The organism is Corynebacterium hylobatis (assembly GCF_003955685.1).
GTDB lineage: Bacteria > Actinomycetota > Actinomycetes > Mycobacteriales > Mycobacteriaceae > Corynebacterium > Corynebacterium hylobatis.
On sequence record NZ_RXHJ01000029.1, the window covers coordinates 1 to 14,306 of the forward strand.

Below are 14,306 nucleotides of genomic sequence, written 5' to 3' on the forward strand. Positions count from 1 at the left end.
GTCTATGGTCCGGGGTTGAAGCGGGCGATCACCGCCATCCTCGCCGAGCATGTGGTCGACGACGAGATCAAGAGCGCCGGACACCTCGATCTGGCAGTGCTTCGTTAGACAAAGCCGATCTGCCCCGGCCTCTTCAGCCCAAGGTCAAGGTCCGGAAACCGCGTGCCTTACCCTTTCCGCGCCCTGACCTCCGAGGGGGTGCATCCGAAGCGTCCACGGAACTCCTGGGAAAACCGGCCCAGGTGGTTGAATCCGCAGGCGTACGCCACCTCGCTGACGCTCCCTCCGCCGCCGCTGGGGGCGGCAAGTAGCTGATGCGCGCGGTCAAGGCGGACACGCAGCAGCCAGGCAGTGGGTGATACCCCGACGTACTCCCGGAATACCTGCTGCAGGCGTCGGCGTCCCACCCCCGAGACTGCGGCCAGATCATCCAGGGTCCAACGCCGGGAAGGATCCTGCTCCACTGCATGCCGGACGCGGCGGATCATGTACGGACCCGGTGGGGCACTCGCTTCAGCCGGCGACAGGAATACAGCCATGGGGGCGGCAATGGAGGCCACCATTGAATCCCGGACTGCAGGTAAAGCGGTCGCAACGGGATCGGAGATGACATGCCCAGCAGTGGATCGGATGAAATTCACCCACGACCTGCCCTGCTCGGTCCGCAGGTCGAGCGAAGGGGGCATTGTCTCCTCAAATGATCCGGCAACCGCGGAGCCGGCCGGGAGATGCTGATGGAGTGCCGCCCGGCCGATCTTGATGCCCAACACCGTCGCGTCTGCGTCCCAATGAGTGATGGTGCTGCGCTTGCCAGGAAGGAAGACAGCGGCTTCCCCGGGGCCGGCGGACCAGCTGCGGGACCCCCGTGTCCAGGACAGGTGGCCGGAAAGCACGATATTTACTTCGTAGGCGTCCTCTGCGTAATCGCAGTCCAGCGCGATGTCAGCACCCCACCGGATTTTCCCCAGGGTCAACGGCCCCAGATCCAGTGTGCGCACGAAGCCCGGGGAGGCTTCCCGCCCGAGCTTCTGCAGTTCATGCGGGAAATAGGCACGCGCGACGGCCGCCTGCATCTCCTTCAGGCAGGTGGAACGCAGATCCTGCACGGTACTGACTTCAGTCATCAATCCCCTCCGGGAAAGGGTGCGCATTCCGGATAGCCGGTGCGCACAGCGGATAGAGCAGATGTGATGCACACCATAACATGCACCGCATAGGGACATTCCCCACATCTCCCGTGAGAGAGGATGCACAGATGACACTGACCATGCAGGAGACTCCCCGGTGGATCGCCGAGATCACCATGGCGGAGCTGGAGCGCAACCCTTATCCGTTTTATGAGCGCCTACGAAATGAGGCCCCGCTCGCGTATGTGCCGGTTCTCGGTTCCTATGTCGCCTCGACCCGGCGGATGTGCGAGACCATCGCCAAGCACCCCAAATTCGGTGCGGTGATCACCCGGGCGGGCGGGCGGACCTTCGGGCACCCGGCCGTGATCGGCGTCAACGGTGAGATCCACGATGATCTGCGGTCGATGGTCGACCCCGCCCTCCAGCCCTCGGAGGTGGACAGATGGGTGGAGGGGGTGGTGCGGCCCGTCGCGAAGCGCTTCGTGGAGGAGATCGAGATGACAGGCTCAGCCGACCTGATGGCCGAGTACTGCGAGAAGGTCTCGGTCCGCGCCGTCGGGGACCTGCTCGGGTTGGGGTCGGTCGACGAGGCCACGTTGCGCGACTGGTTCCACCGCCTGAGCCGTTCCTTCACCAACGCCGCGTTGGATGAGAACGGGGATTTCGCCAACCCGGAGGGTTTCGATGACGGTGATGCGGCGAAGGCGGAGATCCGGGCCATTGTTGATCCGCTCATTGACCAGTGGATTGTGCACCCGGATGATTCGGCGATGTCGCACTGGCTGCATGACGGCATGCCGGAGGGGCAGACCCGCGACCGCGAGTACCTCTACCCCACCCTGTATGTCTTTCTGCTCGGCGCGTTGCAGGAACCCGGCCACGCGATGGGCTCCACTCTGGCAGGGCTGTTCTCCCGGCCCGAGCAGCTCGAGGCCGTCATCGACGAACCGGCGCTGCTGCCCCGCGCCATCGCGGAGGGAATGCGCTGGACCTCACCGATCTGGTCGGCCACGGCCCGTATCTGTGAGGAGGACATCGAGATCGACGGTGTCCATCTCCCGGCAAACACGCCGGTGATGATGTCCTACGGCTCCGCCAACCATGACACCAACGCCTACGAGGCACCCTCCGAATATGACCTGCGCCGCCCGCCGCTGCCCCACCTGGCGTTCGGGGCGGGCAACCATGCCTGCGCCGGCATCTACTTCGCCAACCACGTCTGCCGCATCGGACTGGAGGAGCTCCTGGACACGCTGCCAAACCTGGAGCTCAAGCCCGATCACGACATCAACTTCTGGGGCTGGGGTTTCCGCGGCCCCACCGAACTGCCCGCACAGTGGGAGGTCTAAGAACCATGATTCAGCACACCGTCTCCATCACCTCCGGGGAAAAGGTCCCCTGCTCCCCCGACCAGCCGCTTCTTGATGCCGCCCTCCGCCAGGGCGTCTGGCTGCCCAACTCCTGCAACCAGGGCACCTGCGGCAGCTGCACCGTCCGCGTGGTGGAGGGCAGCGTCGACCACCGCGACAGCCCACACGTCACCCTCTCCCCCACCGACCGCAGCCAGGGCATGGCGCTTGCCTGCCAGGCCACCCCGTGCGGCGACGTGCTCATCGAACCCGCCCACGGCGCGGACGGCTCGAGCACCGTCCATCCGCTGCGCGACTTCGTGGGCACCGTGGCCAGCGTCGAGGACATCGCCGAGCAGACCCGCCGGCTCATCCTGCTTCTCGACGCCCCGCTGGCCTTCACCCCCGGCCAGTACGTGGAGCTCACCGTCCCCGGCACCGCTGACAAACGCCACTACTCCATCGCCAACATGCCCGGCACCGACGGCACCGTCAACGAGATCGAGCTGCACATCAAGCGCGATCCCGGCGGCGCGGCCTCCGACCGCTGGGTCTTCGGCAGCATCACCCCTGGCGAGCAGGTGGAGATCAGCGGCCCGCTCGGAGACTTCCGCTGCACCGACACCGAGTCCGACGGCGGGGTGATCATGATCGCCGGCGGTACCGGCCTGGCCCCGATCCTGCCCATCCTGCAGACCCTGCTGGCCGCCCGCCCGGAACGTGAGGTCCACCTCTACCAGTCCGCCCGCACCGAGGTTGAACTCTACGCCCGGGAGCTGCTGGCCACGCTGGAGGCCCGCCACCCGAATCTCCATGTCAAACCCTGCCTGACCCGCGAGACGTGGGAGGGACGCACCGGCTACGCCTCCGAGATGATCCCCGAGGAATTCAACACGCTGCGCGGCTGGTCCGGTTACCTCTGTGGCCCACCCGCACTGGTTGACGCCGGCCGGCGCGCCTTCAAACGCCGCCGTATGTCGCCCCGGCAGATCCAGTGGGAGAAGTACACCTCCGCCATCGCCCAGGAGGTTCCGGTTGCGGTGTAGACAGTGAACAGCCGGGCCGGCGACTTGCATCCCGGCCCGGCGCGCCCGGATACGGATCGTCAGCATGCCGGCAGGGGCATCCTGAGGGCTTGTCTGGGCCCGGAGGGCAGCTCAGTGGACCAAGACACCGCCACTACCCTCAACAGTTCGAACCAACGAAAAGTTTCAGGCCCTCCCACCGTTGAGGTGGAAGGGCCTGAGCCGGGAATAGGTCCCGGTGCACGACATTGTGGGGCCAGCGGGACTTGAACCCGCGACCTACGGATTATGAGTCCGCGGCTCTAACCAACTGAGCTATGGCCCCTTTGTGAACCTGCTCAGTATATCTACAACACTCATGAGCGGACACATTGTCGGCCCTTCACTCTCCTGCCGTCCCACTCCAAACTGACGCCGATCTTCACCAGATCAACAAGCTCTTCTTAAAAAGGTCCTTCAAGCTGGGGATTTGTGGGTTTCAGGAAGCTGCCATATAGTAATGAAACGTTGCAGGGGAGCGAGAGCAAACCCCAGCACCACAATTTAATCCCCTATAGCTCAGTTGGCAGAGCATTCGACTGTTAATCGAAAGGTCACTGGTTCGAGCCCAGTTGGGGGAGCAGATGAAGAGCCGCCGGTTTTCCGGCGGCTCTTTTCGCGTTCCGGAAACTAATAGATGGTCACCAGCACGCCCGCGCACGCCACCAGCAGTACCGGCATCTCCGCCATCCCGAGACGTTTAGCGTTCCAGTCGGCACCGGCCCGGGCAGCCAGCGGGATGTAGATCGCCCGGAACAGCGCGATCAACATCGCTGCAACCATGAGCAGACCAGCTACCCAGCCCACACTCCACAGTAAGGCCATCCCCAGAACCGCGAGCACAGCCACCACGTGGTAGCTGATGGAACCGGCGAGATACCGCGGGTTGCCCCGCTCCCGGATCATCGATTTCACGAAGGGGATCGTCCCGGAGAAATACACCGCCAGGAAGAGCATGCTGGTCCAGGCTGGCAGCCCAACATCCAGCGGTGTCGCAGCTTCCGCCTGTCCCACCAGGGTCAAAACCGGATAGAGCAGTGCCGAGGCAACGGTCGTGGCCACGCCCGACAGCGTCGAGCGTCCCCTGCCCGCCAGCGTCTCCCCCACCGCGACAGCTACGAGTGGAGCGAAAGGCACCGCCCACCAGGCCAGTTCCGGTTGCAGCAGCAGCGCCCCCACGATCCCTACCGAAGCTACTGCTCCGTACACATACACCGGCTTCAGGTACCGGGCTCGACGCCTCGGATTCCGCGCCTTCACCGCCAGTCCGAAAGCGAAGAAGGCGAAATAACCGAAGAACCATGCCACCAGGACGGCGAACAGTACCGCAAGATATCCCACAGGAGCATCCGTACGAACCCCCATAGTCACCCCGGAGATCAGTCCCAGGACAGCCGGACTGATGAGCATCGCCCATGCGCCATGCTGGTTGGGCACCCACGGAGAAATACCCTTCCTGCGCCGCGTCCCACCGCGCCGCGCCCTCCCGGCCGATACTGTCTCCTGAATTGTGGTTGCCATGCCCCCCACTCTATATCAACCAAAAGTTTGATATATCCGGCTCAGACCCCTTCCGGCGCACCCGTCTCATTCATCGCCCTACCCCATCGAGAGGACTCACCGATGATGTCCAGCTCTCCGGCATTGGCGTAGACAAGGGCGATGAATGCCAGAGCGGCTGATGCCCCTCCGGACAAACGTCCCGCGCGCTCCCCGCTCACCGCCACCTCCTGGTCAGATTCCTAATGAGATAAAAGTACCCCGCTACGTCTTCAAAGTCCCGCACTTCTTGGTAAATATTCGCCTGTCGTGATATTTCCACCGGGATATTTCCAGCCATCTTCCAGACACCCACCGCAACAGCGGAGCCTGCGCCCGAAACCATATCTAGGCTGGGCACCATGACCACCCCGCTCGAGGACTACGCCCTGCTCTCCGACATGCGCACCGCCGCACTCGTCTCAAAGGAGGGCAGCATCGACTGGTTGTGTGTGCCCAGGTTCGATTCGCAGGCGGTGTTCACGGCCCTGCTCGGCACGGAGGAGCACGGTCACTGGACCATCGAGGCCCCGGGTGGGCATGTCTCCAGCCGCCGCTACATCGGCGATTCCTTCGTGCTGGAGACCACGTGGACCACTCCCACCGGGGTTGCTACCGTCACGGATTTCATGCCCATTGATCCGGGCACCCAGCAGTATCGCTTCACCGACATGATGCGGGTGGTTCACTGCCTCTCCGGCACGGTCGACATCCGCACGGCCCTGCGCCTGCGTTTCGATTACGGCCGTGCCACCCCCTACTACCGCTACTGGGTGAATGATCCGGATGAGAACATCGGCGAGATCCTCAGCGTCGCCGGCCCCGACTCGCTCCACCTCATCGGCCCCTACATCACCCTCAACGAGGACTCCAACGCCCACCTCGGGGAATTCACGCTCCAGGAGGGCGATCAGCTTGAGTGGGTGCTCACGTGGTTCCCCTCCCATCTGCAGATCCCCTCCGCCCCCGATTACTCCAAGGCGCGCGACATCACCCGGCACACGTGGGAGAGCTGGGCCGCCGGCAACACCTACACCGGCGAGTACCAGGAGGAGGTCAAGCGTTCCCTGCTGGTACTCAAGGCGCTCACCGACGCCCGCACAGGCGGCATCGTCGCCGCACCCACCACCTCCCTGCCGGAGGAGTTCGGCGGGCAGCGCAACTGGGATTACCGCTACGTGTGGCTGCGGGATTCCGCCTGGACCCTCGAGGTGCTCGTGGAGTCCGGCTTCATTGCCCGCGCCACTGACTGGCGTGACTGGCTCCTGCGCGCCATCGCCGGCGATTCGAAGCAGCTGCGCATCATGTACGGCTTGCGCGGCGAACGGCACCTCCCGGAGTTTGAGCTCGATCACCTGCCCGGCTATGAGGATTCGCGCCCGGTGCGCATCGGCAACGGTGCGGCCGAACAGTACCAGGCGGATGTGGTCGGCGAAGTCATGATCGCGCTCGAAACCCTGCGGAACGCCGGCATCGACGATGACGAGTTCTCCTGGGACCTGCAGAAGTCCATCCTCGCCTTCCAGGAGGAGATGTTCGACGCCAAGGATCACGGCATCTGGGAGATGCGCAGCGCACCCGCCTACTTCACCCACGGGCGCGCGATGATGTGGGCGGCCTTCGACCGCGGCATCAAGGCCGTGGAGAACCACGGTCTCACCGGCCCAGTGGAGCGCTGGCGGGAGCTGCGCGAGGCGCTCCGCGATGAAATCCTCACCCACGGCTGGAACGACCAACTCCAGTCCTTCACCCAGACCTACGGCAGCACCGCCGTCGACGCCTCCCTCCTCCAGCTCGCCCAGGTCGGCTTCCTCCCCTACACCGACCCCCGCATGCTCGCCACCGTCGACCGCATTGAAAAAGAACTTCTTAGCGACGACGGCTTCCTCCACCGCTACCCCACCGGCACCGGCGTCGACGGCATCGCCGGCGAAGAATACCCCTTCCTCCTGTGCTCCTTCTGGCTTATTGAGCAGTACGCCCACTCCGGCCGTCTCACCGAGGCCTGCGAGATGATGCAACGCATCCTCGCCGTCTCCTCCGACCTCGGGCTGCTGGCCGAGGAGTACTCTCCCACCAATCAGCGACTCGCGGGCAACTACCCCCAGGCCTTCTCCCACCTCGGTCTCATCCGCGCTGCTGCAGCCATCAGCCACCCGGAGACACCCGTCGATCCGGAGGCATCACGGTAGGCTGGGCACAGAATTTCTACCCGACCCCATCTTGAGGAGCAGTACCCCACATGATCCAGTTGGTCATCGGAGCAGCCGCCGGCTATGTCCTGGGCACCAGAGCCGGACGCCGTCGATTCGAGCAGATCAAGAAGGGCTACGAAACCGCGATCAACTCACCGGCGACCAAATCTGCGATCAAGGCCACCCGGAAGGCGATTGCCGATCGACTGGATCCCCAGCCGCGGATGAAGGAAGTAAAGAACCTGCGCCGTGAGGATGGGGCTGAGGTGCTGGAACCGGATCAGGATTGACGTCACCAGAGCGCCTGACCCAAAACCTAAGCTAGTGGACATGTCCGTTAGCTTGTCGACGACCGGGCTGACCACTGTGTCCTGGCCTAGGCTGTCAACCCTTCTGGTGACGGTAGGACCTGAAGCGGTCCAAACAGGCTACCTCGTGTCGGGGTAGCCCCGAGGGTGTCGGATGGTTGATAATCATGATGCGGTCACCGTTTCCTGATGCTTTCTTGCCTGGTAAAAAGAAGCATCAGCAACGACGGCCGCTTCGCTTACCGGACACGCCGGACCAGCACCAATCGAGCACAAACCGCAACCTCAAAGGTTAAACGACAAGCTTAGGTGTGGGTCATAGGGGATCCAACCCACCCCGATCAGCAGCATCCGTGGCCGGTAATTATCCCGGTTCAGAAAGCCCCTCGCGATGCGGCGGTGGAGCTCGATCAATCTCATAGTTACAGGTGACCTGTAAGCCCAGAGAGTTTCGAGGAAAGCTTTTACTCGGCTAGAATCCCCCGGAAAGCCCGGTCATTGAGTTCCCTTCGTGCCTGCTCAAGTGCCACCAGATCAGCAAACAGCGTGTTGTAGGCCTGCTCATCATCCGAGGGCCGCATACGCTGCAGTTGACTCTTCAGCTGGGCGATCTGGTTACCTACCTCCGCCTCCTGCAGGCGGGAAAGCACCGAATCAGCGTAGGCGGGCAGATGGGACACCTCCATGGGAATCTCCTCCACCGCAAGCTCCGAGACGAGGTTGCGGCCCAGCAGGTCGGTCATCTCCCCTGCCACGGTGGCGATCCAGTCGACACCGCTGTGGGCAACCGCCAGACCTCCGACTGCACGCATCGCCTCGCGGACGGTCCGATAGGCGGGGTGGGTGAAGGCATCCGGGCTCAGGCCGTCGAAGTAGGTGACGGCGAGCTCCGGGTACTGCAGGGCGATCTTCAGCGACTCGCGCTGCGGCCACAGGTAGGGATCCCGTGGGTTCGGCAGATCGAAGGCCGGTGCATCCTGGACCGGGGTGGATTCTGCGTTCTCGAAACGGCGGGCCCGGCGCGGTCCGTCCTGCTTGGGGCGGCGGGCCTCGGCGCGCACCTGCTGGAGGACCTCCTCCGTGTTCGCCCAGCCGACCCAGCCGGCGAGCTGGCGGGCGTACTCCGACTGGAGGACCGGATCCTTGATGCCGGCGACGACGGGGACGGTGCGTCGCAAAGCCTGGAGGCGACCCTCCACCGTGTCGAGGTTATGCTCGGCGAGCATCGACTCGACGACGAACTGGAACATCGGGATGCGGTCGGCGATGAGGTCGCGGACGGCGGCGTCGCCACGCTCCAGCCGCAGATCACACGGATCCATACCCGCCGGGGCCACGGCCACAAAGGACTGGCCAGTGAACTTCTGGTCGCCCTCGAAGGCGCGCATGGCGGCCTTCTGGCCAGCCTCGTCACCGTCGAAGGTGTAGATCAACTCGCCGCGGAAGTAGTTGTCATCGAGCATGAGCCGGCGCAGGATCTGCAGGTGATCCTCACCGAAGGCGGTACCGCAGGAGGCCACCGCGGTGGTGACGCCAGCGGCGTGCATGGCCATGACATCGGTGTAACCCTCCACCACCACCGCCTGGTGACCGGCGGCGACGTGCTTCTTCGCCACATCCAGGCCGAAGAGCACCTTCGACTTGTGGTACAGCATGGTGTCGGGGGTGTTCATGTACTTGCCGAGCTTGTCATCCTCGAAAAGCTTGCGGGCTCCGAAGCCGATGACGTTGCCCGAGAGGTCCTTGATCGGCCACAGCAGCCGGCGATGGAAACGGTCGATCGGCCCGCGCCGCCCCATCGTGGACAGGCCGGCAGCCTCCAGCTCCTTGAATTCGAAACCTTTCCGGAGCAAGACTTTCGTCAGTGTGTCCCAACCCTCCGGGGCATAACCACACTCGAAGGCGTAGATGTGCTCCTGGGAAAAACCACGGTCGAGGAGAAATTCACGCGCTTTCTGCGCCTGCGGGGTCTCCAGCTGCTCCCGGTAGAACTGGTGCGCCGCCTTATTCGCGTCAATGAGACGCTTGCGGGTGCCCGGCTCCTCCCGGCGCGCTCCCGTGGTGCCGCCCTGGTAGTTGATGGTGTAACCGATGGTCTGCGCCACCGACTCCACCGCCTCCGGGAAGGAGATGTGCTCCATCTCCATGAGGAAGGTGAAGACATCACCGCCCTTACCGGAGGAGAAACAGTGGAAGTAACCGCGGTTGGGACGCACGTGGAAGGACGGGGTTCGCTCATCCTTGAACGGGCTCAGGCCCTTGAGCGAATCGTGCCCGCCCGGCTTGAGCTGGACGTACTCGCCGACGATCTCCTCGATCGGCGCGCGCTCACGGATCGCCTGGATGTCACTGTCCGGAATACGCCCCTTAGCCATGCGCCTAGGGTACTCTAATGTCGCACGCGACGTTAGAGTACCTTGAGCAGCGCATTTGATGCTGAACATGGGACAATACTTGGCATGGCTGCACCGAAGAAGAACTCTGTCCTGGCGATCGTTGCCGCCCTTGCGCTCGTTGCCGTGGGTGGCTGGGCCGGGGTGGATCTCACGTCGGATGACGGGGCTGGGACTGGTTCGGGTGGGGAACAGTCGGCGCTGGTAGCGGGTGCCGGGCTGGCGACCTGTTCGGTGGATACCCTGCCGGCAGAGGCCGATCCCGTCGTCGAGGACATCCTCTCCGGTGGTCCGTATGCCTACCCGGGTGAGGACGGCGGACACTTCGGCAACTACGAGGGAGTGCTGCCGGATGAGCGCAGCAGCTACTACCGCAGCTTTACCGTGGACACGCCCGGTCTGAACCACCGCGGGCCCAAACGCATCGTGGTCGGTGGTGGCACCGGGGACGACCCGGACGTCTGGTACTACTCCGACGACCACTACGAGTCCTTCTGTGAGATCCCAGACGCGGAGGAGTAAGCCGGCTGCTGGGCGGGCTTGGGGTGAGGGACGGGGCGCCAATAAGCGTCGCCGATGTCAGGGCGGGAGATTGGCGTACTGATTCCGGTGGCGTCCGGCCGAAAGCGGTGAGAAACCATATCCACTGTCAGTGAAATAAGGAAAGAATCTGAATCCTTAAATTTGCCTAAATTTCTATCCTTTACATAAGGGGGAAAGTAGTACCAACTCAGGGCCCCCTGAATGTTTAGAGACCTGGGCTGGGAAGCGTCTTTTCTCCCGGGTTTCCGGGCCATCTTTTCAGGAAGGTTTTTCGTATGAAAACCCGCAAGCTTACTGCCGGCATCGCCGCTATCGCCCTCTCCTTTGCCGCAATCTCCGCCCCGCAGGCCATCGCCGCCGAGCCGGGCACCGAGCCGGTCACCAACGAGGAGCTCAAGGAGGGTCTGAAGGACATCTCCTTCGAGTCCCACGACGGTGCCTACATCACCCCCGGTGAGACACTGACCCTGACCGCTGACCGTGTCGCCGAGGGTGTGAAGGTCCGCAACGCCTACATTGAGATCGCCCCGGGTGAGACCAGCGCACTGTGGGACGTCAAGCGCAGCGTCAACGACGAGGGCCTGCCGGTCCTGGAGATCACCGCTCCGGATGAGCCGGAGAAGCAGTTCGGCACCACCCAGGAGTACGGCGAGTACAAGGTGCACGTCCGCACCTCCAACTGGAACAGCTACCTCTTCAACATCAACTTCGCCGAGGAGAAGCCCAAGAAGGAGTTCGAGCTCTCCAGCGAGATCGACTTCAAGGAGATCCTGAAGAAGTTCCCGGGCTCCAGCAAGTAGTTTTGTCGGTTCCCTGAACTGAGCTGCACCCCATCACCGGTTTCGGTGATGGGGTGCAGTCGTTCCCGCCCCACCCCTCCGCGGACGAGGCGCATCGGTTCGATCAGGAATGGCTTCTGACTGTGCCATCGCGGACCAGAGCTCCGGACAGGACCCTCCCGCGCATCAACCCGGTCACATTCTGGCCAGATGCCTGAGTCCCATGGTTCCCATCAATCCTCTGTGAGAGAGACAGCTCTGCCGCGTCCGAGTCCACAGGCGCGGCCCCCGGAACCCAGCCCAGCACCATCCACCATCAGAATCTGCCCAGTCGTCCGGAGGACTTCGCCCCGGATGTGCGCCCAGCTGCGCGTCAGCGAGCTGATCAGCGCGACGGACTACCTGCAGGCGCAGCAGGGGCGCCGCCAGCTGAAGCACGAGTCAGCGCAGCGCTGGCGGAGGTGAATGTGCTGCCCACCAATCTCACCGGGCATCCGTCGATGACGATACCTGCCTGGCTGGTCAAGGGCCTGCCGGTGGAAATCCAGACCATCGACTGCGCCTTCGATGAGGCGATCAACCTGCTCGTGAGCCGGCATATCGAGGAACTTGAGCCGCTGGCGAGGCAGACTGTTCCGACCCTAAAGGAATGTGAATTCAAGCTCGATCTCGTCGTCGATTCCGTTGACAATTCCCGTGTAGAAGGCAGTCGCCTGCTCCTGGAGCAGGTCATGGTTCACGTCGATCTGTTCCGCCTTCGCGTCGTCGCTGAGGATCTTAGTGATGGTGTCTGCGGTATCGATTTCCGGGGTGAACCAACTGAGGGCGCCATTTTTCTTGACTGCCGTCTTGAATTCCACGTTGTCATAGCCGATGAAAATAAACTCGGGGACAGAGATCAGGTACTGGTTGTCCCCCGTCTGCTCAATCGTGACGTCGCCGCCTTCGATTCCGAGCTTGGCCCGGTAGTTGTACTGCACGAACTCCGTACGCCCGAGGCCGGGGATCCTTTTTCCGAACCAGGAACCCTGGGACGATTCTTCATGCAGCCCCTGGATACTTGCACTGAGAAGAACCACCTGCTCCTGGGCCTCAATGGCCGTGATGACCTTTGAGTCACGTGATTCCGTGCTGACACCGAAAACAGAGTTCGGCGAAAGAACCGCGAAACCGACGACACCCAGAACTACCACCAGAACGAGCCCGACCACGAGGCCCGTCATCTTCTTGACCATGTCCCAGCTTTCCTCTTGATACCTGACACAAATACCCGCCCACAGCACTCACACCCGGACCCCAGGGAGGGCGGACCGGATAGAGGATGGATGCCAAATTGCTTTTATTGCCGCAGCAAGCCTAATGCACAGCTGGCATTCAGCTTCTACCCGGGAAATCCGAATCTCCCCTCCCCTACCCCCACAGCATGGCCTACCCACCCACACCTCCGCTTACATCGAGCCGTGCTCGGCGAGGTTGATGTGGAAGCCGAAGGCCGTGGCCAGATCATATGGGGTGTGCTGATGGCACTGATACGTACCGCCGGTGTGGTCTGATACACGTATGCCTCCACATCATCCGGCGTCCTTCTGGGACTGGGACCATCCACCCGCACCCGAACTCCTCGATCCCTCGCCCACTCCCCGCGGCTTCCGGATCCGCCTGGACCTCGATGATGTCCAGCCACCCGTCTGGCGGCGCCTGCTCCTCCCGGGAGATCTGTCTCTGGACCAGGTCCACGTGGTCATCCAGGAAGCCATGGGCTGGGAAGACTACCACCTGCACAAGTTCTGGGTGGGCCCCTTGCGCGAGCGTCGGGAATTCCTCAGCGAATGGGAGATCGCGGAAGGCCAGAAAGGCGTAGCCGAAAACAGCGCCCGGCTCGACCAGGTGCTCAGCCAGAAGGGCGACAAACTGCACTACGAGTACGACTTCGGCGACGGCTGGCGGCACACCATGGTCGTGGAGGAGGTCCTGGAAGAGGAACTGACCGAAGCCTCCTGCCTCACCGGCAAGCGGGCCTGCCCGCCCGAAGACTGCGGCGGCGTGTACGGCTTCGTGGAACTCGTCCGCTGGGTGGAGGCGGGCCGACCCGCGAACTTCGACTCCCCCGTCATCGACGCAGAAAGTATAGCGGAATGGCTGGATCCCGACTGGGATCCGGCGGCCTTCGATCTGGTGGACGTCAACAAGAGGCTCCGGCTGCTCAGCGCTCCTCCCCTGCCACTCCATCCCGATCTCCTCGAACTGATCGGCAGAATGCCGGACGGCCTGGCCCGGGAACTGCTGTCCGAACCCGGGTGGCAGGAGGATACTCCGGAGCCTTCCCCCGACGCCATCCTGCAGATGGTCGAACCCATCCACCAGCTGCTCACCTACCTGGGGGATGAGGGTGTTCCTCTCACCGGGCAGGGATATCTGAAACCGGCGGCGGTCCAGGAAATTGCGGAGATGACCGGGGTGGCGTCGTGGTGGATCGGCAAGCTCAACCGCGAATCCCAGACGGCCCCCGTCAGCAGCCTCCACAACTCGATCAAGAGCCTGAAACTGGCCCGGAAACATCAGGGAAAGCTGGTTCCGACGAAGAAGGGGCTGCAGGCGCGTGAAGATCCCCTGCTCATCTGGCAGGCGGTGGCGGACTCCCTGCCTGCGGGAGCCTCACAGTTCGACCGGCATGCTGGCTGGCTGAGCCTCCTCGTCGTCGGTGCAGGAACACTTCCCGATCTCTGGTTCCAATTCCTGGCGGACCTGCTGAGCACCATCGGCTGGTCCACCGACGGATATCCGCTCAGGGAATGGGAAGCCACCAATCCCACACTGGAGGTGCTGGAGATTCTCACCCGGGGCCTGCGGAGAAACAGCGACGGGATCCCTCCCGAGCGGCTGGAGGCGGTGGCGCACCTGGCTCGATCCAGCTCGATCTTCTGGACGGTAGGTGGTTAGCGGACCCAGGCCAGCCAAACCGGCTCTTCACGATTTAGAGTGCGTTGATCTTCCCCTGCAGCTGCC

General features: G+C 63.3%; 11 protein-coding genes and 2 tRNA genes. 8 read left to right on the forward strand and 5 right to left on the reverse strand.

The window, feature by feature from the left end; genetic code table 11:
- Positions 1-167: 167 nt before the first annotated feature.
- On the reverse strand, positions 168-1,124 hold the full coding sequence (locus tag EAH68_RS14235) for an AraC family transcriptional regulator (protein WP_164546513.1): 957 nt from the start codon (positions 1,122-1,124) through the stop codon (positions 168-170).
- A 143-nt stretch (positions 1,125-1,267) separates the two neighbouring features.
- On the opposite strand from EAH68_RS14235, the gene EAH68_RS14240 reads away from it, so the two are divergent.
- On the forward strand, positions 1,268-2,479 hold the full coding sequence (locus EAH68_RS14240; protein WP_126122011.1) for a cytochrome P450: 1,212 nt from the start codon (positions 1,268-1,270) through the stop codon (positions 2,477-2,479).
- A gap of 5 nt (positions 2,480-2,484) precedes the next feature.
- Positions 2,485-3,525 carry a 2Fe-2S iron-sulfur cluster-binding protein gene (locus tag EAH68_RS14245; RefSeq protein ID WP_126122002.1) on the forward strand — a complete coding sequence of 347 codons (1,041 nt, stop codon included), beginning with the start codon at positions 2,485-2,487 and terminating at the stop codon, positions 3,523-3,525.
- A 230-nt stretch (positions 3,526-3,755) separates the two neighbouring features.
- Here the strand turns inward: EAH68_RS14245 and EAH68_RS14250 are convergent.
- Positions 3,756-3,829, reverse strand: a tRNA-Ile gene (locus EAH68_RS14250).
- A 222-nt stretch (positions 3,830-4,051) separates the two neighbouring features.
- Between EAH68_RS14250 and EAH68_RS14255 the strand changes: the two genes are divergently transcribed.
- A tRNA-Asn gene (locus tag EAH68_RS14255) sits at positions 4,052-4,124 on the forward strand.
- Positions 4,125-4,173: 49 nt separating this feature from the next.
- On the opposite strand, the gene EAH68_RS14260 is transcribed toward EAH68_RS14255, so the two are convergent.
- On the reverse strand, positions 4,174-5,064 hold the full coding sequence (locus EAH68_RS14260; protein WP_126122003.1) for a YwiC-like family protein: 891 nt from the start codon (positions 5,062-5,064) through the stop codon (positions 4,174-4,176).
- A 380-nt stretch (positions 5,065-5,444) separates the two neighbouring features.
- Between EAH68_RS14260 and EAH68_RS14265 the strand changes: the two genes are divergently transcribed.
- Positions 5,445-7,274, forward strand: coding sequence for a glycoside hydrolase family 15 protein (locus EAH68_RS14265; RefSeq protein ID WP_126122004.1), 1,830 nt, complete (start codon positions 5,445-5,447; stop codon positions 7,272-7,274).
- Between the two features lie 50 nt (positions 7,275-7,324).
- A complete protein-coding gene (locus EAH68_RS14270; RefSeq protein WP_126122005.1) occupies positions 7,325-7,567 on the forward strand; it encodes a hypothetical protein in 243 nt (80 codons plus the stop codon).
- Positions 7,568-8,049: 482 nt separating this feature from the next.
- On the opposite strand, the gene dnaG is transcribed toward EAH68_RS14270, so the two are convergent.
- On the reverse strand, positions 8,050-9,960 hold the full coding sequence (dnaG, locus tag EAH68_RS14275) for a DNA primase (protein ID WP_126122006.1): 1,911 nt from the start codon (positions 9,958-9,960) through the stop codon (positions 8,050-8,052).
- An 84-nt stretch (positions 9,961-10,044) separates the two neighbouring features.
- Here dnaG and EAH68_RS14280 point away from each other — a divergent pair, with 84 nt between their 5' ends.
- Both EAH68_RS14280 and EAH68_RS14285 read left to right on the forward strand, forming a co-directional pair.
- Positions 10,045-10,500, forward strand: coding sequence for a guanyl-specific ribonuclease (locus tag EAH68_RS14280; RefSeq protein ID WP_126122007.1), 456 nt, complete (start codon positions 10,045-10,047; stop codon positions 10,498-10,500).
- Positions 10,501-10,796: 296 nt separating this feature from the next.
- On the forward strand, positions 10,797-11,321 hold the full coding sequence (locus EAH68_RS14285) for a hypothetical protein (RefSeq protein ID WP_126122008.1): 525 nt from the start codon (positions 10,797-10,799) through the stop codon (positions 11,319-11,321).
- Between the two features lie 620 nt (positions 11,322-11,941).
- Here the strand turns inward: EAH68_RS14285 and EAH68_RS14290 are convergent.
- On the reverse strand, positions 11,942-12,535 hold the full coding sequence (locus EAH68_RS14290) for a hypothetical protein (RefSeq protein WP_126122009.1): 594 nt from the start codon (positions 12,533-12,535) through the stop codon (positions 11,942-11,944).
- 325 nt (positions 12,536-12,860) lie between these two features.
- On the opposite strand from EAH68_RS14290, the gene EAH68_RS14295 reads away from it, so the two are divergent.
- Positions 12,861-14,240 carry a plasmid pRiA4b ORF-3 family protein gene (locus EAH68_RS14295; protein WP_126122010.1) on the forward strand — a complete coding sequence of 460 codons (1,380 nt, stop codon included), beginning with the start codon at positions 12,861-12,863 and terminating at the stop codon, positions 14,238-14,240.
- Positions 14,241-14,306: the final 66 nt, after the last annotated feature.

What these genes read in the sequence shown, in the direction of transcription:
- EAH68_RS14235 (WP_164546513.1), bottom strand. Translation starts at nt 1,124, where the DNA reads ATGACTGAAGTCAGTACCGTGCAGGATCTGCGTTCCACCTGCCTGAAG.
- EAH68_RS14240 (WP_126122011.1), top strand. Translation starts at nt 1,268, where the DNA reads ATGCAGGAGACTCCCCGGTGGATCGCCGAGATCACCATGGCGGAGCTG.
- EAH68_RS14245 (WP_126122002.1), top strand. Translation starts at nt 2,485, where the DNA reads ATGATTCAGCACACCGTCTCCATCACCTCCGGGGAAAAGGTCCCCTGC.
- EAH68_RS14260 (WP_126122003.1), bottom strand. Translation starts at nt 5,064, where the DNA reads ATGGCAACCACAATTCAGGAGACAGTATCGGCCGGGAGGGCGCGGCGC.
- EAH68_RS14265 (WP_126122004.1), top strand. Translation starts at nt 5,445, where the DNA reads ATGACCACCCCGCTCGAGGACTACGCCCTGCTCTCCGACATGCGCACC.
- EAH68_RS14270 (WP_126122005.1), top strand. Translation starts at nt 7,325, where the DNA reads ATGATCCAGTTGGTCATCGGAGCAGCCGCCGGCTATGTCCTGGGCACC.
- dnaG (WP_126122006.1), bottom strand. Translation starts at nt 9,960, where the DNA reads ATGGCTAAGGGGCGTATTCCGGACAGTGACATCCAGGCGATCCGTGAG.
- EAH68_RS14280 (WP_126122007.1), top strand. Translation starts at nt 10,045, where the DNA reads ATGGCTGCACCGAAGAAGAACTCTGTCCTGGCGATCGTTGCCGCCCTT.
- EAH68_RS14285 (WP_126122008.1), top strand. Translation starts at nt 10,797, where the DNA reads ATGAAAACCCGCAAGCTTACTGCCGGCATCGCCGCTATCGCCCTCTCC.
- EAH68_RS14290 (WP_126122009.1), bottom strand. Translation starts at nt 12,535, where the DNA reads ATGGTCAAGAAGATGACGGGCCTCGTGGTCGGGCTCGTTCTGGTGGTA.
- EAH68_RS14295 (WP_126122010.1), top strand. Translation starts at nt 12,861, where the DNA reads ATGCCTCCACATCATCCGGCGTCCTTCTGGGACTGGGACCATCCACCC.